Annotated in this window: 14 protein-coding genes; 7 read left to right on the top strand and 7 right to left on the bottom strand. The window is 71.3% G+C overall.

Translation table 11 applies throughout. The features are described from left to right. Nucleotides 1-5: 5 nt before the first annotated feature. Together SS2_RS12925 and mgtE are read left to right on the top strand one after the other, a co-directional pair. A complete protein-coding gene (locus tag SS2_RS12925; protein ID WP_157607338.1) occupies nt 6-3,542 on the top strand; it encodes a DEAD/DEAH box helicase in 3,537 nt (1,178 codons plus the stop codon). Between the two features lie 361 nt (nt 3,543-3,903). Next, entirely contained in the window at nt 3,904-5,316 is a 1,413-nt protein-coding gene (mgtE, locus tag SS2_RS12920; RefSeq protein ID WP_066464809.1) for a magnesium transporter, read from the top strand. Nucleotides 5,317-5,323: 7 nt separating this feature from the next. On the opposite strand, the gene SS2_RS12915 is transcribed toward mgtE, so the two are convergent. Both SS2_RS12915 and SS2_RS12910 read right to left on the bottom strand, forming a co-directional pair. Beyond that, nucleotides 5,324-6,244, bottom strand: a complete 921-nt coding sequence (locus tag SS2_RS12915) for an AEC family transporter (RefSeq protein ID WP_066464804.1) — start codon at nt 6,242-6,244, stop codon at nt 5,324-5,326. Nucleotides 6,245-6,318: 74 nt separating this feature from the next. Next, complete coding sequence (locus SS2_RS12910) at nt 6,319-6,555, bottom strand: hypothetical protein (protein ID WP_066464802.1); 237 nt, start codon at nt 6,553-6,555, stop codon at nt 6,319-6,321. 84 nt (nt 6,556-6,639) lie between these two features. Between SS2_RS12910 and SS2_RS12905 the strand changes: the two genes are divergently transcribed. From SS2_RS12905 to SS2_RS12895, 3 genes are read left to right on the top strand one after another with little or no spacing between them, the layout of a single operon-like run. Continuing rightward, entirely contained in the window at nt 6,640-7,698 is a 1,059-nt protein-coding gene (locus SS2_RS12905) for a threonine aldolase family protein (RefSeq protein ID WP_066464800.1), read from the top strand. Beyond that, entirely contained in the window at nt 7,691-8,095 is a 405-nt protein-coding gene (locus tag SS2_RS12900) for a ribosomal maturation YjgA family protein (RefSeq protein ID WP_169796305.1), read from the top strand. The genes SS2_RS12905 and SS2_RS12900 overlap by 8 nt, the downstream gene beginning before the upstream one ends. Before the next feature lie 37 nt (nt 8,096-8,132). After that, a complete protein-coding gene (locus SS2_RS12895) occupies nt 8,133-10,235 on the top strand; it encodes a nuclease-related domain-containing DEAD/DEAH box helicase (protein ID WP_066464796.1) in 2,103 nt (700 codons plus the stop codon). 7 nt (nt 10,236-10,242) lie between these two features. Here SS2_RS12895 and SS2_RS12890 read toward each other — a convergent pair whose 3' ends face one another. Beyond that, nucleotides 10,243-11,919 carry a glycosyl hydrolase family 18 protein gene (locus SS2_RS12890; protein ID WP_066464795.1) on the bottom strand — a complete coding sequence of 559 codons (1,677 nt, stop codon included), beginning with the start codon at nt 11,917-11,919 and terminating at the stop codon, nt 10,243-10,245. A gap of 207 nt (nt 11,920-12,126) precedes the next feature. Continuing rightward, a complete protein-coding gene (locus tag SS2_RS12885) occupies nt 12,127-14,751 on the bottom strand; it encodes a phosphoenolpyruvate carboxylase (RefSeq protein ID WP_083942222.1) in 2,625 nt (874 codons plus the stop codon). A 178-nt stretch (nt 14,752-14,929) separates the two neighbouring features. Here SS2_RS12885 and SS2_RS12880 point away from each other — a divergent pair, with 178 nt between their 5' ends. Beyond that, nucleotides 14,930-15,805 (top strand): MYG1 family protein, encoded by an 876-nt coding sequence (locus SS2_RS12880; RefSeq protein ID WP_066464791.1) that lies wholly within the window; start codon nt 14,930-14,932, stop codon nt 15,803-15,805. A gap of 98 nt (nt 15,806-15,903) precedes the next feature. Here the strand turns inward: SS2_RS12880 and SS2_RS12875 are convergent, their stop codons facing one another. From SS2_RS12875 to SS2_RS12865, 3 genes are all read right to left on the bottom strand, one after another. Beyond that, nucleotides 15,904-17,085 carry a TerC family protein gene (locus SS2_RS12875; protein WP_066464789.1) on the bottom strand — a complete coding sequence of 394 codons (1,182 nt, stop codon included), beginning with the start codon at nt 17,083-17,085 and terminating at the stop codon, nt 15,904-15,906. A gap of 139 nt (nt 17,086-17,224) precedes the next feature. Further along, nucleotides 17,225-18,010 carry a uracil-DNA glycosylase gene (locus SS2_RS12870; RefSeq protein WP_083942217.1) on the bottom strand — a complete coding sequence of 262 codons (786 nt, stop codon included), beginning with the start codon at nt 18,008-18,010 and terminating at the stop codon, nt 17,225-17,227. Beyond that, nucleotides 18,000-19,046: an adenosine deaminase gene (locus tag SS2_RS12865; protein ID WP_066464787.1), complete on the bottom strand. Its 1,047-nt coding sequence runs from the start codon at nt 19,044-19,046 to the stop codon at nt 18,000-18,002. The genes SS2_RS12870 and SS2_RS12865 overlap by 11 nt, the downstream gene beginning before the upstream one ends. Nucleotides 19,047-19,184: 138 nt before the next feature. Here SS2_RS12865 and SS2_RS12860 point away from each other — a divergent pair, with 138 nt between their 5' ends. Further along, nucleotides 19,185-19,691 carry a flavodoxin domain-containing protein gene (locus SS2_RS12860; RefSeq protein WP_066464785.1) on the top strand — a complete coding sequence of 169 codons (507 nt, stop codon included), beginning with the start codon at nt 19,185-19,187 and terminating at the stop codon, nt 19,689-19,691. The last annotated feature ends 25 nt before the right edge of the window (nt 19,692-19,716 follow it).

Here is a 19,716-nt window from a genome sequence, read left to right as displayed (position 1 = left end):
CCTCCGTGTTCACCCCTGCAGACATCTCCCAGCTCGTCGGTACCGACGCGATGTCCCGCGGTGAGGAGTACTTCCAGACCGGGCACGTCATCGCGGTCGCCCGGTCCGGCGCCGGGGACACGATCGTCGGCCAGGTCAAAGGCTCAGGCAACAAGCAGTACGTGACGGTCGTCGAGCTCTCCAGCGCGGGCGAGCAAGCCACTCCGCGCTATGGCAAGTGCTCCTGCCCGGTCCGGCTCAACTGCAAGCACACCGCCGCCGTGCTGCTCGCCTACCTCGACAAGCAGAACCCGACCGAGCCGGTCCCGGTCACCCAGAGCGCCGCCTTTTCCGGTGCGCACCCCCGCAAGACCACCGAGTGGGAACGCACCTTCGCCGAGCTGCTCACCCCGCCGAGCGCGACCGGGCCCGCCCCGGCCTCGGCGCGCAGGCTCAAGCCGTGGGACCGCAGCGCCGCCGCGGAGATCGGGCTGCAGTTCGAGCTCATCGTCGACGTCCCGTCCAAGCCGCTGCGCTACGGGGCGTCCTCGCGCACCGCCTCCCCGGAGCCGCGGCTGGGCATGCGCCCGGTGATCCGCCGCGACGGCGGACGCTGGACCCGCACCGGTATCTCCTGGAGCGAGCTGCGCCTCATCGACGCCCGTGACGGCGGGTACCCCGAGGGTCACGTCGACGTGCTCCGCTCGCTGTTCGGGCTGTCCAAGTCCGTCTCCGACGCCGGCTACTTCGCCGCCCCCGCGTGGCTCTACGCCGACGCCCTGCCCAGCTCCGGTCTGTGGGCCATGCTCGACGCCGCCCGCCGCGCCGGCCTGCCGCTGCTGCAGTCGGACAAGGCTCAGTCCCCGCTGCCGTTCGCACCGCGCCCGGCCACCACCGAGCTCACCGTCGACCAGACCGCCAAGGGGCTGGAGCTGCGCGCCGAGGTCGTCGTGCACGACCCGCCGAGCGGGTACCCGGAGACCTTCGAGCCGGAGGCAGCGGACGCGACAGCGTCTGCCGACGGCGCTGCTGCCCTCGATGGCGATGCAGAGCCCACCGCAGCCGCGCCCACCGCGGCCCCCGTCGTCGTCACCCGCGCCCCGCGCAACGTCACCCTGCTCGGGAGCCCGCCCGCCGGCCTGTTCACCTGGCCGGCCCGCGGGGCTCTCGGCAAGGAGAGCCGGATCCTGCTGGCCCGCTTCGAGGCACCGCTCGACGCGACGACCGTCTCGCTCGTGCAGCGCCCGGACCCGCTCAAGGTCCCGCGCTCGGACCAGCGCCGCTTCCTCAGCCGGGTGCTTCCCGCCCTGCAGGACCGGTTCGACGTCGTCCACCTCGACCCGGAGATCGTCCTGCCCGAGCGTCCGCGCCCGAGCCTGTGGCTCGACGTCACCCACAGCCCGGACCACAGCGCCGACCTGCGCTGGCAGTGGCGCTACGCGACCGAGGACGACGCCGGGGTGCCTGTCGTGGTCACCGTGCCCTTCGGCGCGGCCCCGGACCCGGCGCTGCGCGACCTCGCCGCCGAGACGACGATCCTGGAGAAGCTCCAGGGGCGCGCCCCCCGGCTACCCACCCCGGACCCGCAGGCGGACCTGCACGGCACCCGCGCCGGAGCCGGGCAGCTGGAGCTGACCGGGATGGACACCGCACTGTTCTTCACCGAGGAGCTGCCCGCCCTGGTCAACCTCGCTGACGTCGAGGACGACTTCTCCGTCGAGATCCACCCCGGCGCCTCGGGGATCGACTACCGCCTCACCGACGACGTCGACGTCACCGTGACCACCTCTCAGCTGCCCGACCAGCGGGACTGGTTCGACCTCGGCGTCATCATCCGTGCCGGCCAGCAGTTCGTTCCCTTCGCGGACGTGTTCAAGGCGCTGGCCGAGGGCAAGTCCCACATCCTGCTCGTGGACGGGCTGCACTTCACCCTCGACGACGACCGCTTCCTCGCGCTGCGCGACCTCATCGCCGAGGCCCGGGCGCTCCAGGACACGATGGGCGGGCCGCTGCGGATCAACCGCTTCCAGGCCGGGCTCTTCGAGGAGCTGGAACGCTACGGGCTGGTCGGCGCGCAGGCCGAGAGCTGGCGGGCCTCCCTCGGCGCGCTCGCCGGCGGGGCCAAGCCTGAGCACGTCGACCCGCCGGCCGGGCTGCAGGCGCAGATGCGCAGCTACCAGCAGGAGGGCTTCGAGTGGCTGGCCTTCCTGCGCCAGCACGGCCTCGGCGGCGTGCTCGCCGACGACATGGGTCTGGGCAAGACCCTCCAGGCCCTCGCCCTCGTCCAGCACGACCGTAACGAGCGCGCGGCGAGCGGCGCGCAGCGGCGCCCCTTCCTCGTCGTCGCGCCCACCTCGGTGGTGGGCAACTGGGCGGCGGAGGCCCGTCACTTCACCCCGGACCTGCAGACCGTCACCATCCACGAGACCCGAGCCCGACGCCGCACCCCGCTCGCCGAGGTGGTGGCCGGCGCGGACATCGTGGTCACCTCCTACGCGTTGTTCCGCCTCGACTTCGAGGAGTACGACGCCCTCGGGTGGGACGGTCTCATCCTCGACGAGGCGCAGTTCATCAAGAACCACCAGTCGGTGGCCTACCAGTGCGCGCGCCGGCTCGTGGCGCCGTTCAAGCTGGCGCTGACCGGAACCCCGCTCGAGAACAACCTCATGGAGCTGTGGTCGATCCTCTCGGTGGTCAGCCCAGGGCTGTTCCCGAGTCCCACCCGGTTCAAGGAGTACTACGCCCGCCCCATCGAGAACGACAACGCGACCGAACGGCTGGACCAGCTCCGCCGACGGGTCGCGCCGTTCATGCTGCGCCGTACCAAGGAGGTCGTGGCCAAGGACCTCCCGGCCAAGCAGGAGCAGGTCGTGGACGTGGTGCTCAACTCCCGGCACCGCAAGCTCTACGACAAGTACCTGCAGCGCGAGCGCACCAAGGTGCTCGGGCTGGTCGAGGAGTTCGGCGAGCACCGCTTCGAGGTGTTCCGGTCGTTGACGGTGCTGCGCCAGGCGAGCCTCGACGTGAGCCTGGTCGACCCCGAGCACGAGAACGTGCCGTCCTCCAAGCTCGAGGTGCTCTACGAGATGCTCGAGGACATCCTCGCCGAGGGGCACTCGGTGCTGATCTTCAGCCAGTTCACCCAGTTCCTCGGCCGGGTGCGCACGCACCTGGACAAGCTCTCGGTCGACTACTCCTACCTCGACGGCTCGACGCGTCGGCGCACCGAGACCATCGAGCGGTTCACCTCGGGGGAGACCAAGGTCTTCCTCATCAGCCTCAAGGCCGGTGGCTTCGGTCTCAACCTCACCGCAGCCGACTACTGCATCCTCCTCGACCCGTGGTGGAACCCCGCGGCGGAGGCGCAGGCAGTCGACCGTGCCCACCGCATCGGTCAGAAGCGCAACGTCATGGTCTACCGCATGGTCTCCACGGACACCATCGAGGAGAAGGTCATGGCGCTCAAGGCGTCCAAGTCCAAGCTCTTCGCGAGCGTGCTCGACGGCGGCGCCGCAGGTGGCGCCGGGCTCACCGCGACCGACGTGCGCGAGCTGCTCAGCTAGGACGGCGCTCGGCAGGGATGGGTCAGGGCGGGGTCCGGGGGAGCCTATAGTGGGCAGTGCCCTGGCCCGACGGGCCCTGACCGCAGGAGGTGACGACCATGGACCCAGCGAGTAGCTCTCCGCCTGACCCACCCATGGCGTCGGTACTCCGCGGCTCGTCTCGAGCCTGAACCCGGTCCGCCCTGCCTCGCAGGGCCCCCAGCGTGTGCTGGCGCCTGACCCGATCGCGAACGATCGTGCGTCGTCCCAACCCGTCTGTCACCGCTCGCGCGGCGGCTCCCTGCACCCGTGACCCGGGCGGAGCCGTTGCCGCGTCACCACTGCTGTGGTGCGCCGGTGACTCTCCGAACGAGGGAGCGCCATGCGCCAGAACCCGCCTGCCCGCCAGACCGCCGTCGACCCCACCACCGCCCGGACCGCCCGCGCCTCCCGCCTCGACCTGCGGGACGTCATCACCCTCGGCACGCTGACCGCCGTCGACCAGTGGCTCCAGGAGGTTCCCGGCTCCTGGCGCCGGTCCGAGCAGGTCGATGACCTCACCGACGCCGAGATCCGCCGGCTCGTGGCGCTGCTCACCCCGCAGACCGCCCGCGAGCTCTTCGACTCCGTCGACACCCCCGCCGTCGTCGGAGTGCTGGAGGTGCTGCCGCCGGTGGTGGCCGCCGGGCTGCTCGACGCCCTCGACGACGACCGGTCTGCGGAGATCCTGCGCGGGCTCGACGACGCCCACCGCCACGAGGTGCTCGCCAGCACCGGCGCGGTGCGCTCGGCGACCCTGCGCGGGCTGCTGTCCTGGCCCCAGGACAGCGCTGGGGCGCGGATGAACCCCGACGTCGCCTCGGTCAGCGCGGCGATGACCGTCTCGGAGGCGATCGACGCGATCCGCACCCGGGCCGCGGGGTCGACGCTGGGGGAGGGGGACGTGCTGGTGACGGCCTCGACCGAGCAGCGGCTCGTCGGCGTCGTGTCCTACCTCGACCTCGTCCTGGCCTCGCCGCACACCCTCATCGCCACCATCATGGACACCGACGTGGTGAGCGTCAGCGCGCTCGAGGACCAGGAGGTCGCCGCGCGCCTGCTCACCGACCACGACCTCTCCGCAGTCCCCGTCGTGCACGACGGCGCGCTGCTGGGGATCATCTCCGCCGACGACGTCGTCGACATCCTCGAGGCCGAGAGCACCGAGGACGCCGAGCGTCAGGGAGGCTCCGCGCCGCTGGACATCCCCTACCTGCGTGCGTCCCCGTTCTTGCTGTGGCGCAAGCGCATCGTCTGGCTCATCGTGCTCTTCCTCGCCGAGATGTACACCGGGACCGTGCTGCGGGCCTTCGAGGACGACCTCGCCACGGTGGTCGCACTGACCTTCTTCATCCCGCTGCTCATCGGTACCGGAGGCAACACCGGCACCCAGATCACCACGACGCTCGTGCGTGCGATGGCCACCGGTCAGGTGCGCCTGCGCAACGTCCTGCGCGTGGTGCGCAAGGAGATGGCCACCGGCGTGCTCATCGCCGCGACCATCGCCGGTGTCGCGTGGGTCCGTGCGCTCACCCTCGGGGTGGGTACGGAGGTCGCCGTGACCGTAGCGATCTCGATCGTGGTCATCGTGCTGTGGACCTCCCTCATCGCCTCGGTGCTCCCGCTGCTGCTCAAGCGGCTCGGGGTGGACCCAGCGGTGGTCTCCGGACCGATGATCACCACCCTGGTCGACGGCACCGGGCTCATCATCTACTTCACCGTCGCCCGCCTGGTGATCTCCCAGCTCGGGGGATGACGAGGGGCTACCGCAGCAGCGCCGCCACGAGGACGAGGACCGGGACCGCGCCGAGGGTGGTCACGAAGATGGCGTCCCGAGCCAGCGTCTCCCCGCGCCGGTAGCGCTGGGCGTAGTTGAAGACGTTCTGCGCGGTGGGCAGAGCGGCGAGGGCGACGACGACGAAGAGATCGTGCCCGGTCAGCCCGAAGACGAACCGCCCGCACAGCCAGGCCACGGTCGGCATGACGGCGAGCTTGAGGGCCGAGGCGAGCACGGCGTCGCGCCGTCCCGCGCCGGCCTCGAGGACCTTCTGCCCGTGCAGGGAGATGCCGTAGGCGATGAGCATGAGGGGGACGGCCGCGGCGCCGATGATCCGGAACGGCTCCATCACCGCGCCAGGGACGCTCACCCCGGTCAGGGTCACCACGAGGCCGGCGGCGGAGCCGATGATGATCGGGTTGCGCAGCGGCTGGCTGACCAGCCGCCCGACCGACGCGCGGCCCTGCTGCTGGATGTCCAGGACGGCCAGACCGAGCGGGGCGAAGAGCAGGAGCTGGACGAGGATCACGGGTGCGGAGTACGCGGCGTCGCCGAGCACGTAGACCGCGACCGGGATGCCGATGTTGTTGGCGTTGACGTAGCCGGCGGACAACGCACCGATCACCGCGTCGGAGGCGTCGCGGTGCCACAGCAGCCGTGCCACCAGGATGTAGAGGGCGAAGGTCACCGACGCGGCGACCAGCGAGACCACCATGAGCGGGGAGAAGAGCTGGGAGACCTCGGCGTCGGCCAGGATGGTGAACAGGAGGCTGGGGGCGAGCACGAAGAACACCAGGCGGGCGATGACCTGGCGGGCGTCGGGGCCCAGCAGGTTCACCCGGCCCACGACATAGCCGACGGCGATGATGGTCGCGATGATCGCGAACCCGGTGAGGACTCCTGTCACGCAGTCATCCTGCGCCTCCCCGCTGATCAGCGGGTCGCCGTCTCATCACGCGAGGGCCAGCGGTCCGCGGCGCGTCACTGGACCTCGGTGACCTCGACCTCGTACATGTACCCGTCCAGCAGCTCGGCGGCGTGCTGGGAGGCGGCGATCTCCGCCGTCGCCCCGTCCGGCGCCTCGCCCGGCACCGCGAAGACCACCGCGTCGGAGCGCAGCTGCGGCTCACCGACCGCACCGAGCGCGTCAGCCATCCCGGTGACCTGGTCGTCGTCGAGATCGTCACGGACGGTGATGTGGGCGAGGTAGGTGGCCATGGGCCTATCCAACACGACGGCACCGACAGCCCGGGGCCAGGCCGTGCGCCGGAGCCGGCGGCGCATCGGACGTAGGCTGGCCCTGTGGCCCATCACACCTTTGCCTCAGACAACTACGCCGGCGCTCACCCGGAGGTCCTCGCCGCGCTCGCGGCCGCGAACACCGGCCACGCCCGGGCGTACGGCGCCGACCAGTGGACCGAGCAGCTCCAGGACGTCGTCAAGACCCACTTCGGCGAGTGGGCCCACGCCTACCCGGTGTTCAACGGCACAGGGGCCAACGTCGTCGCGCTGACCTCGATGCTGCCGCGCTGGGGAGCCGTGGTCACCAGCCGGTTCGCCCACATCAACAACGACGAGAACGGTGCCCCCGAGCGGGTGGGCGGCATGAAGCTGCTCACGGTGGAGACCCCCGACGGCAAGCTCACCCCGGCCGCCATCGACGAGCACGCCTGGGGCTGGGGAGACCAGCACCGCGCGCAGCCCCTCGTCGTCTCCATCTCCCAGTCCACCGAGCTCGGCACCGTGTACACCCCGGACGAGATCCGAGCCATCGCCGACCACACCCACAGCCTGGGGATGCGCCTGCACATGGACGGTGCCCGGTTGGCCAACGCCGCTGCGCACCTCGGTGTGCCGCTCGCCGCGATCACGACCGACGCGGGGGTGGACGTGCTCTCCTTCGGTGGCACCAAGAACGGCCTGGTGTTCGGGGAGGCGGTGATCGTGCTCGACCCCGAGGCTGTCCAGGGCGTCGACTACGTCCGCAAGATGACCATGCAGCTCGCCTCGAAGATGCGTTTCATCTCCGCCCAGCTGCTGGCCCTGCTCGACGACGAGCTGTGGCTGCGCTCCGCCTCGCACGCCAACGCCATGGCCTCCCGGCTGAGGTCAGGGCTCGAGGACCTCATCTCGGCCGGGCAGGCCCCCGGGCTGGCCTTCACCCAGGAGACCCAGGCCAACGCGATCTTCGCGGTGGTCCCCGCGCACGCGGTCGACGGGCTGCGGGAGCAGTTCGGCTTCTACGACTGGAACGCCGCCCGCGGCGAGGTCCGGTGGATGTGCTCCTTCGACACGAGCGAGGGTGACGTCGACGCCTTCGTCGCCGGGGTCCGCACCGCACTGGCCCCGCGTGGTGCCTGAGCGGCTGCTGCTCGCTGCGGCCGGGGCGGCGGTGACCGGCACCGGTCTCGTGGTCGCCACGACCGGCAGCGGTCCGCTCGCCGACCCGGCCGGTGACGCCCTCTACGCCGTCCTCGTCTATCTGGTCCTGGCGTTCTGCGCGCCCCGAGCGCGACGGGGTGTCCTGGCAGCCTCCGCCTTCGGTCTGTGCGCCCTCATCGAGCTGGCGCAGCTGACCGGGCTGCCGGCGACGCTCATGGAGCGGTGGGACCCGGTGCGCTATCTGCTGGGCACGACCTTCAACGCCGTGGACCTGCTCGCCTACGCGGTCGGTGCCGTCGTCGGCGCGGGACTCCACTCCCTGGTGCTCCGCACGGCGCTGGTGCGCGGGGCGAGGCCGGCTCAAGCGCGCGACTAGATCTGCCGATACCCCTGTCAGAGAGCGAGGGGATGGCATGCCAGCGGGTCGGTCAGCAGGAGTCGAGGCGCGCCGTCTGTCCCAACTCGCCCAGGCGCACGACGAGGCCGCCGCTCAGGCGCGCGTCGCCGCGGGACGGTACCGGGCCGCGGAGGTCTCGGAGAAGGCCACCGTCGCCGCGCTGGACCGCCTCGCTGCCGTGGGCTACCACTTCCTCACCGACCGCCGATGGCCCGGCAGCCGCACCGCCAACGTCGACCTCGTCCTCGTCGGACCCGGCGGGGTGTTCATCGTGGACACCAAGTGGTGGGCCGACGTGTCCGTGGCCGGCGGACGGGTCTACCGCGGTCAGGAGGACGTGACCGAGGACCTCTACGCCCTCGCCGACCTCGGCCAGACCGTGGAGGCCGAGCTGGCCCGGACAGGTCTGTCGCCCAACGAGATCCACCCCGTCGTCGTGCTGCACGGACGGACCGGCATCTCGGAGATGGTCGACAGCGTCCGCGTGGTGGGGGAGGGGGACGCCCTGAAGTTCATCGCGGGGCACGGCACCCGCTACACCCCGGCCGCGGTGGACCGCGTCCTCGCCGCTTGCCTGGACCTGTTCCCCGTCATCGGGTCCGCGCCGTCGCCGGTCGCCGCCGTGGTCGCTGACCCGGTCCTGACGCCCGAGCGCCGCTGGGACGAGCCGGCGCTCACCGACGAGGAGATCGACGCCGCGCTCCTGGAGGCGGCCATGGCCAGCCCGGTCGAGGACTGGATGGCCTTCCTGCACCCGGCGCAGGCAGACCTGGTGCGCCGCAGCTTCAACGGCCCGGCGCGCATCCGCGGGTCCGCGGGCACCGGCAAGACGGTCGTCGGGCTGCACCGCGCGGCCTACCTGGCCCGCCTCAACCCGCGCGGTCGGGTGCTCGTCACCACCTTCGTCAGCACCCTGCCCGGGGTCATGGCCCACTCCCTGCGCCGCCTCGCTCCGGACACCGTGGGCCGGGTGGCGTTCACGAGCGTGCACCGCTTCGCCCGGGCCGTGCTCGACGCGCGCGGCGTCCGGGTCCGGGTCGACGCAGGCAAGGCGATCAACGCCTTCAACATGGCCTGGGTGCGCACCGGTCGCCACGGCGTCCTGGGGAGCATCGACCTACCGATGACGTACTGGCAGGAGGAGGTCGCAGTGGTGCTGCGCGGGCGCGGCATCACCGACTTCGACACCTACGCGGACCTGCAGCGCACCGGGCGCAAGCACCGCCTCACCGTGGACCAGCGCCGCGGCGTGTGGGAACTGCACCAGGCCTACGAGCAGAACCTCGCCGCGGCCGGGGTCACGGACTTCGCCGGGAGCATCCTGCTCGCCGAGGCGGCGCTGCGGGCCGTGCCCTACGGCACGGTGGCGGGGGAGGAGCCCATCACCTCGGTGATCGTCGACGAGGCCCAAGACCTCACCTGCGCCCAGATCCGCCTGCTGCACGCCCTGACCGGTGACGCCGCGGACGGGCTCACGCTCATCGGTGACGGACAGCAGTCCATCTATCCCGGCGGGTACACCCTGGCCGAGGCGGGGGTCTCCCTCGCCGGGCGCGGGGTGGTGCTGTCGGTCAACTACCGCAACACCGCCGAGATCGTGGACTTCGCCCGCAGCCTCGTCGACGGCGACGAGTTCGCCGACATCGAGGGCACGCCGCGTCGCGGCGACACCCCCGAGACGGTCACCCGCAGCGGTCCGGTCCCCGTCCTGTGGCACGGCTCCCTGCCCGACGCCGCCACGGCTCTGGCCGCTCACGTCCAGCAGGTGCTCACCGCCGCCGGCACGGCCCCGGCTGACGTCGGGGTGCTCAGCCCGACCCACGCCGGCGTGACCGCCGCCGTGCGGGCGCTCACCGCGGCCGGGATCCAGACGGTGAACCTCGCGGAGTACCACGGTGAGCCGGTCGACGCCGTCAAGGTGGGAACGGTGAAGCGGGCCAAGGGCCTGGAGTTCAAGCAGGTGCTGGTCTGCGGCGTCCCGCAGGCCCTCGTGACGGGGGACCGGCCGCGAGGCAGCGACGCGAGCAGTGAACGCTGGGAGCGGGACCGCCGCGAGCTCTTCGTCGCGATGACGCGGGCCCGGGACGGGCTGTGGGTGGGCCTCGTCCCGGGCCGGTGACCTCAGATCAGGCCACGCACAGGCCCGTGGGGTCCCATGCCCCGTTGGAGTTGGTCCCGGGACGCTCGCCACGGTTCCACCACTGCGCCGTGTAGTTCACCCCGGCGCGGGTGACGACCGCACCTGAGGTGTACGTGGCGGTCGCGCTCCAGGGGGCGGCGCAGGCCTGCGCCGGGACCGCCGGAGCCGTGCCGCAGGCGCCGATCGCCGCCCACGGGCTGCCGCCGCCTGCCTGGGGCGCCTGGTTGCGGGTCCACCACCGGGCCTTGTACTCCGTGCCGTCGTAGGAGACCACGTCCCCGCTGCTGTACACCCCGGTGCGGTACCACGGCGCCGCGCAGGAGTCGTCGGCGCCCGGTCCGGGGGCGGCAGCGGTCAGCGTCGCCCCGACGGTCCCGACGAGCTCGTTGCGGTAGTCACCGGACAGGTCCCACCACATCGCCCCGCCGTAGCCCTGAGCTGCGATCCACTCGGCCTTGGCGTTGACCGAGGTCGGGTCGTCCAGGCTCCACCAGTTCCCGGTCGCGGCGTCGTAGCGCCACGAGGCCCCGGCGACCGGGTCGTAGTAGCCCGTGCCGACGTCGCGGATCTTGGCGTAGTAGTCGGTGCCGATCGAGGCGGAGGCGCTGGTCCACGCCTTCGTCCCGTCACTCACCCCGGTCCATCCCTGGCCGTAGGCGGCCAGACCGGCGTTGAGCTGGGAAGGCTGCGCGCCGGCCGTGACGTACATGCCCATGGCGGTGTCCAGGCCGAGGCCCCAGTTGTGGGCGGGGTCGCCCACGAGGTTGCCCTGGTGGCCGGTCTGGGTGGGGACCCAGCCACCGTGGAAGTCGTAGCCCTGCACGTTGAGGAAGTCGACGACGGCGAACAGGCGCGGGTCCAGCCAGCCGCCCTCACGGGCGTTCCAGCCGCCGGCCGGAGCGAAGGCGCTGAGCTCGTAGTACTCACCGGAGGCGGCGCCGGCGGCGTCGAGGGCGGTGCGGAACTCTTCCATGAGGAGGAGGAAGTTCTCCTTGTCGGCGGGGCGCGCGTTGGCGGTCTCCCCGCCGGTCACCGGCCACTCCCAGTCGATGTCGATGCCGTCGAAGAGGCCGGCGATGGTCCCCGGCCCGCCCTGCCCGTCGATGACCGGCAGGTTGCCGGTGATGTACAGGTCGATGCAGGAGGACACGAGCGCGGTGCGGCCCTGGGGCGTCGAGGCCGCCTCGGAGAAGTTGTCGCTCCAGGTCCATCCCCCGAGGGAGATGAGGACCTTGATCTCGGGGTTCTTCTCCTTGAGCTTGCGGAGCTGGTTGAAGTTTCCGGCCACGGGCTGGCCGGCGGTGTCGGCGACGCCGTCGACGGAGTCGCCGGCTGAGACGAGACGCTGGAAGTCGTTGTAGGCGTCCCCTTCACCGGGCACGGTCGTGATGTCGCAGACCAGGTCGGTCGTGACGTTGCCGAAGGCGTAGTTGAGGTGGGTGAGACTGTCGGCGGCACCGGTGCGCAGGATGTCCGCGACCTGGTAGTCACGGGTGACAGGGGTGTCTGCCATGACGTAGCCGACGGACCGGTAGCCGTTGACGGAGACCGGTGCGGGCGGTGCCTCGGGGGCGGCGGTGGCTGGGGCCGCGAGAGCGGTCGCTGCCAGGAGGGCTGCCGTCGTGGCCGCGACGGCCAGACGGGCGGGGTGGGGAGACGTCATTGTTCCTCGGTTTCTGCTCGGGCTCGCGTCGGCGTTGACGCGAGCGGAGACTAACGCCGGAAACCTTACCAACTGATCCGACATATGGCTATCAGCAGAACAATGTTCGCGTTATCACGCGGCGGTGCCCCGCAGACGCCACAGGCCCACGACGCGGACGCGTCGCAGGCCTGTGTCAGACGGCGGCTGGTCACCCAGCCGGTCGCCTCACCCGGTGTTCTGCAGGCCGGCGGCCACTCCGTTGACGGAGAGCAGCAGCAGCCGCTGCAGCTCGGGGACCTCGTCAGCAGGTGCGCCGCGGCGCAGCGCGCGCAGGGCGCGCAGCTGGATGAGGGACAGTGCGTCCACGTAGGGGCTGCGCAGCTGCACGGCCCGGCCGAGCACCCGCAGGTCGGCGAGCATCCGTGTCTTGCCGGTGACCTTGAGCACCCACTCCTTGGTGAGCGCCATCTCCGCCAGGACCAGCGCGGCGAGGTCGTCACGGTCACCGAGGGCGAGGTAGCGCTCGGCGATCCGGTCGTCGGTCTTGGCCAACGACATCTCGACGTTGTCGATCATCGTGGAGAACAGCGGCCAGCTGCGGTAGGCCGCCTGCAGCTCCTCCAGGTCGCCCACCGCGGCGAGCGCGGTGCCCAGTCCGAACCACCCGGTGAGGTTGATCCGCGCCTGGGTCCAGGCGAACACCCAGGGGATGGCGCGCAGGTCGTCGAGGGAGTTGACGGACAGGCCGCGCTTGGCCGGACGGGAGCCGAGCGGCAGCAGACCGATCTCTTCCTGCGGCGTCACCTGAGCGAACCACGCCGGGAAGCCCTCGGCGTGGACCAGCTCGAAGAAGCGCTCGCGCGAGACGGCGTCCAGGGTCGCGGCGACCGGGGCGAACCGGTCGGCGGCCTGGGCGTTGCGGTCCCCGATCGAGGGCAGGGACTGCAGCAGCGTGGCCGCCGCGACCTGCTCGATGTGCCGGGTGGCGATGACCGGGTCGCCGTAGCGGGCCGCGATGACCTCACCCTGCTCGGTGAGCTTGAAACGCCCGTCGACCGAGCCCGGGGGCTGGGCGAGCACCGCACGGTTGGCCGGGCCGCCGCCGCGGCCCAGGGCGCCGCCCCGGCCGTGGAAGAGGGTGAGCGTGATGTCGTTCTCCTGCGCCCACCGCGCGATCCGGCTCTGCGCCTCGTAGAGGGCCAGGGTCGCCGAGACCGGGCCGACGTCCTTGGAGGAGTCGGAGTACCCGAGCATGACCTCCATGCGCCGTTCGGTCTGGGCGAGGCGTGCGGCCACCTGCGGGTGATCGAGGATCTCGGCCAGGATGGAGGGCGCCGCCTGGAGGTCGGCGAAGGTCTCGAACAGCGGCACGACGTCGAGCACAGGCATGGCCTCGGCCGAGCCGAGAGCGTGCTGGGCGAGGGTGTAGACGTTGGCGAGGTCGTCCGCGCACTGGGTGAAGGAGACGATGTAGCGGCGCGCGGCCGGGGTCCCGTACCGCTGCTGGATGGCAGCCATGGCCCGGAAGGTCTCCAGCACCTCCACGGTCCGCTCGCTCAGCGCAGGGCTGTCCGCGCCGTGCTCGGCGATCTCGGCCAGCGCCTCGCGGTGGACCTGGGAGTGCTGGCGCATCTCCATCTCGGCGAGGTGGAACCCGAAGGTCTGCACCTGCCAGATGAAGCTCTGCAGGTCCGCGTAGGCCACCCGCTTGGCGCCCGCGGCGACGAGGGAGTCCTGGATGACGGTGAGGTCGGAGAGCAGGTCGTCGGCGGTCGGGTAGGCGAGGTCGGCGTCGCGCAGACGGGTCGCCTCGATCCGGCGGGCCACCACGAGCAGCGCCCGGCGGTGCGGCTCGTTGGGAGAGCGGGTCGCGATCTCCGCGGTCAGCTCGGGTGCCAGCTGGCGCTGGGCGAGCCACAGCTGGTCGAGGCTGGCGGAGGCCGGCGTCGTGGAGGCGTCCAGGGTCATCGTGCGGCCCACGCGCTGGGCCACTGCCTCGAGAGCGCGCAGCACGTGCTCGTTCGCGATGGAGGCGGCCTGCCGGGTGATCGCGGCGGTGACGTTCGGGTTGCCGTCCCGGTCCCCACCGATCCACGTGCCCAGGCGGACGAAGGCGGGGGCGACCGGAGCGGTCTGACCGGCACCGTCGATGTTGACCCAGTTCTCCAGGCGGCGGTAGACGTCCGGCAGCACCGTGAAGAGGGTCTCGTCGAAGACGCCCATCGCGGTGCGGACCTCGTCGAGCGGGGAGGGCTTGGTCATCCGCAGCGGTGACGTCCGCCACAGGGCGTCGATCTCGGCGAGCAGCTGCTCGGTGTTCTCGCGCAGGGTGACTCCACCCAGGGCGCGGTCGTCGCGGGCAGCCAGCAGCACGGTGATGCGGCGGATCGCGGAGGCGATCGCGCGGCGTCGGGCCTCGGTCGGGTGGGCGGTCAGCACCGGACGGAACTCCAGGCCTGCGAGGCGGTCGCGGGCGTCGTCCGCGCCGACCTCGTCCACGAGCGCACGCAGCGCGCTGGGCAGGGAGTCCTCGGGGTGGGACTGGGAGGGGGTGAGCGCCGACTCGCGCTGGCGGAGCACCCGCACGCGGTGGTGCTCCTCGGCGAGGTTGACGAGGTGGAAGTAGCAGCTGAAGGCGCGGGCCACGTCCTCGGCGCGCTGGGGCGTGAAGGAGTCGACGAGCGTCTCGGCCTCCTCGATCGCCACCGACTCGGGGTTGGTCGCGGCAAGGATGACGAGGGCCCGCAGGCACTCCACGTCCTCGAGCAGGTCTGCCCCGCCGGCCTCGCTGAGGATCTGTCCTAGCAGGTCACCGAGCAGGCGCACGTCGGCGCGCAGCTGCTCGGGCATCTCCTCGCGGGCACCGTCGCGCGGGCGCTCGGGTGCGGCCTGGACGGGCTGCTCCGGTGTGTTCACTTGGTCTGTCACAGGGCAAGGTTATCCGCCGCGCGTGGAGCTCGTGTCGCCTGCTCACGTTGTGGAGCCGGCGAGACTTCGATCCCGCCGCCTGCCCGCGTAGGGTTGCCCGGTGATCATCGCTACCCACAACGGCAAGTTCCACGCCGACGACGTCTTCGGCGTCGCGCTCCTGACGCACCTGTTCCCCGATGCGGAGGTGATCCGCACCCGTGACCCCGAGCGGTTGGCGACGGCGGACATCGTGCTGGACGTCGGTGGTGTCTACGACGTCGAGGCCAAGCGCTTCGACCACCACCAGCTGAGCTCCGGAGCCCGCGACAACGGCATCCTCTACTCCGCCTTCGGCCTGCTGTGGCAGCACTACGGCAAGGACTACTGCGGCGGCGACGACGCCGTCTGGCAGCGCATCGACTCCCGCCTGGTGCAGGCGATCGACGCCGTGGACAACGGGCAGGACCTCTACACCCTCACCGACCTGGGCGCCGTGCCCTTCGACATCTCCGAGACGCTGGGGCTGTTCAACCCGATCGGCGACGACGAGGACTTCGACACCCAGTTCGGAGTCGCGGTGTCCCTGGCCGGTCAGCTGCTGGCGCGGCTGCGCCGCAAGTACGAGAGCTCCCTGGCCGCCGAGCGGGACTTCCTGGAGGCCTACAAGGCCAGCCCGTCCAAGACCTACGTGGTGCTGGACAAGTTCATCCCGCACGGGGGGATCGCGACCAAGCAGTCCAAGCTGCTCTACACCGTCTTCCCCGGCGCGACCGGTCACTGGACCCTGCAGACCGTACGCCCGGAGAGCTCCCAGTTCGGCTCGCGCAAGCCCTTCCCCGAGGCCTGGCGCGGTCTCAGCGGAGCCGAGCTCGCCGAGGTGACCGGCGTGCCCGACGCCGTCTTCTGCCACAAGGCGGGCTTCATCGCCGCCGCGGAGTCCCGCGAGGGCGCGATGGAGATGCTCAAGCAGGCCCTGGCCGGCAAGCAACCCTGAGGGGATGAGGGCCCCTGAGAGCCCCTGAACCGACAGACGCACCGGAAGCCCGAGGAGGGCTTTCCGGTGCGTCTGTCGTTCTGCGTGCTGAGCAGCGCCTAGCGGTGCGCGGCGTGCTCGGAGTGTGCCCGGTTGAGCAGCTCGGTGAGCTCCTCCTCGACACCCTCCCGGTACTTCGGGTCCAGCTCGTGCAGCGCCTTCTCGCTGGCCAGCATGTGCGTGTACAGACGGTCGCGCTCCCCGGGCTCGCCCAGGGTGTAGTCGCGGTCCAGGTAGTGCGCAGCGCTGACACGGGCGGAGGAGATGACGTTCTGGGCCTTGCCGCGCGGGCTGAGCAGGGAGGCGAGGACGGTCACCAGGAGGACCCCGACGATCACCGACAGCGAGAAGGCCGTGCTGATCTCGACGATCTCCACGTGCTTGCCGCCGTTGATGAACGGCAGGTTGTTCTCGTGCAGGGCGTGCATGACGAGCTTCACGCCGATGAAGCCCAGGATCGCCGCGAGGCCGTAGGACAGGTAGATGAGGCGGTCGAGCAGGCCGTCTACGAGGAAGTACAGCTGGCGCAGCCCCATGAGGGAGAAGGCCGTGGCGGTGAACACGATGTACACGTTCTGGGTCAGGCCGAAGATCGCCGGGATGGAGTCCAGAGCGAAGAGGATGTCGGTCCCGCCGATGGCGACCATCACGAGCAGCATCGGGGTCAGGGCCCGCTTGCCGTTCTGGATGGTGAAGAGCTTGTCGCCGTCGTACTCGTCGGTGGTGTGGAAGATCTTCTTGGCGGTCCGGATGATGAAGTTGTTCGCCTCGGCGCCCTCGTCCTCGTCCTCCGGCTTGAGCAGCTTGATCGCTGTGAAGAGCAGGAACAGGCCGAAGAGGTAGAACAGCGCCGAGAACTTGTTGATGAGTGCGACGCCGACGAAGATGAAGGCGGTGCGGGCGATGAGCGAGAAGACGATGCCGAAGAGCAGCACCTTCTGCTGGTCCGCGCGCGGGACCTTGAAGCTCGCCATGATGATGAGGAAGACGAAGAGGTTGTCGACCGAGAGCGCCTTCTCGGTGATGTACCCGGCGAAGTACTCCCCGCCCATGGTCGAACCGCCGAAGACGAGCACGCCGACGCCGAAGATCAGCGCCAGCCCGACGTAGATGGACGACCAGATCGCTGCCTCGCGCAACGTCGGGGTGTGGGCCTTGCGCACGTGGAAGAAGAAGTCGAACGCCAGCAGCGCCGTGATCCCCACGATCGTCAGTGCCCAGACGAGTCCTGAGACCTCCATGCATGTCCTCCGAGTATCGCCGACACCCCGGGTCTGCCGGGGGTCGGTGCGGTGCCGCCGATGATCATCGGCGGCGGGTGTTCATGACGTGTCAACGACGGGCGCGGCGCTGTGGTTCCCGGAGTCAGGACAGCCCAGGTCACAGCGCCCCGGCGGGCGGGGCGCCCGCGCCCGCCAGCGTGCGGGCCCGCTCGAGCACGGCGTCGAGCATGGCAGGGGTGAGGAGCCCGGTGTTGACGTTGCGCTGGCTCACGTGGAAGCACCCGAGCAGGGTGAGTCGACGGCCGTCGGGGTGGACCAGCTCCAGCTCCGCGCCGTGGGCGAACACCGGGCGGGGGCGGGGGACCGCCCACCCCTGGTCGGTCAGCGTGCCCAGCAGCGCCTGCCACCCGAAGGCCCCCAGCACCACCGCCACCCGCACGGTCGCGGACAGCAGCTCGAGCTCTCGCCCGAGGTAGGGCGAGCACCGGTGCCGTTCCGCAGGTGTGGGGGCATTGCCCGGGGGAGCGCAGTGCACCGGTGCCACCATCCGCACCCCGTGCAGGACCAGCCCGTCGCCGGCGTCCACGGAGGTGGGCTGGGAGGCCATGCCCACCCGGTGCAGCGCCGCGACGAGGACGTCGCCGCTCGGGTCGCCGGTGAACATCCGCCCGGTCCGGTTGCCACCGTGCGCCGACGGAGCGAGCCCGACGACGAGGACGCGGGCCTCCTCGTCCCCGAAGCTGGGCACGGGGCGCGCCCAGTACGTCTGGTCGGCGAAGGCGGCACGCCGGACCCGTCCGACCTCCTCGCGCCAGGCGACCAGGCGCGGGCAGGCGAAGCACTCCACCACGTGCGCGTCGACCTCGGCGAGGGTGGAGGCGCGGGAGACTCCCAGCGGCCAGTCCTCGGCGCGGGGGTCGCTGTGGCAGGGCTCAGTGCTCACCGTCGGGTTCCTCGAGCCAGCGGTCGACGCCGGCGAGCAGCCGGGCCTTCGTGCTCTCCGGGGCCCGGCTCGCCTGGATGGACCCGCGGGCGAGGTGCGCGAGCTCGTGGTCGCCGAAGCCGTGGACCTCCCGGGCGGTCGTGTACTGGTCGACCAGACGGGAGCGGAAGAGCAGCGGGTCGTCGGCGCCGAGCGCCACCGTGGCCCCCGCGTCGACGAGGGTGCGCAGCGGCACCTGCTCGTCGTCGGCGTAGACCCCGAGGGAGACGTTGGAGGCGGGGCACACCTCCAGCGCGATCCCCTGGGAGACGAGCTCCTCGAGCAGCCGCGGGTCCTCGCTGGACCGCACGCCGTGACCCAGCCGGTCCGGGTGAAGGGCGTCGACGACGTCGTGGATGTGACCGGGGCCCAGCAGCTCCCCGCCGTGCGGCACCGAGGCCAGGCCAGCGCGCCGGGCGATCGCGAAGGCGTGGGCGAAGGTCTGGGTGTCCCCGCGCCGCTCGTCGTTGCTCAGTCCGAAGCCGACCACCTCGCCAGCACCGTCGCCCACGTTCTGGGCGGCCAGCCGCGCCAGGGTGCGGGCCTCCAGGGGATGGCGCATCCGAGAGGAGGCCACGATCACGGCCACCTCGGTCCCGGTGGCGGCGCTCGCGGCCCGGGCTTCGTCGAGCACGATCTCCAGGGCCGGGGTGATGCCGCCCACGAAGGGGGCGTAGGACGTCGGGTCGACCTGGATCTCCAGGCGGCCGGAGCCTTCGGCGGCGTCGTCCTCGGCGGCCTCGCGGACGATCCGCCGCATGTCGTCCTCGTCGCGCACGCACGCCCGGGCCGCGTCGTAGAGGCGCTGGAAGCGGAACCACCCGCGCTCGTCGGCCGGGACACGCAGCGGGTCCGCCTCGAGCAGTGCCGAGGGCAGACGGACACCGTGCTTGGCGGCCAGGTCCACGAGCGTGGTCTGGCGCATGGACCCGGTGAAGTGCAGGTGCAGGTGAGCCTTGGTAAGGAGGGACAGGTCTCTGTGTCTCTGGTCACGCATCACCTGATTGTGACAGGGGTTGCGCTCGGGCAGGGACTTCCGGCCTACGGAACGCGCGCCTGCGAAAGCAATGATGGAGAAGTCGGACATTCACGCTCCGGCGACGGGTTGACGATGAGTTTCGAGGAGGGACCCGATATGCGCGTACTAGTGAGTGCGGCGTCCAAGCATGGTGCGACGAGAGAGATCGCCGCGCTGATCGCGGCGACGCTCAACCACGCCGGCTTCGACTGCGACCACATCGAGCCTGCTGACATCGCCAACGCAGGCCTCTACGACGCCGTGGTGATCGGCTCGGCCGTCTACCTGGGCCAGTGGCTGCCGGAGGCCCGCGACCTGGTCGACCGGATCGCCCCGCAGCTCGAGAACAAGCCCGTGTGGCTGTTCTCCTCCGGGCTGGCCGACGCGCCGAGCAAGGACGCCAACGCCACGCCCGCCACGGCGGCCCGGATGCAGGCGCTGCAGGCGAAGGGCCACCGGCACTTCCCCGGCAAGCTCGACGTCCTCGAGCTCAGCCTCGCCGAGCGCGCGGCGATCCTCGCCGCCCGCGGCAAGTACGGAGACAACCGCGACATGGACGCGGTCAAGGCATGGGCCGAGCAGATCGCTGCGGCCCTGGCGCAGGAGCCGGCGCGCGTCCCGTAGGACGCACGACTCCACCCTCCTCGCA

Source organism: Sanguibacter suarezii NBRC 16159, assembly GCF_001552735.1.
Classification (GTDB): domain Bacteria; phylum Actinomycetota; class Actinomycetes; order Actinomycetales; family Cellulomonadaceae; genus Sanguibacter; species Sanguibacter suarezii.
The sequence above is the reverse complement of the archived record's forward strand: the minus strand, read 5'-3'. Positions and strand labels throughout refer to the sequence as shown.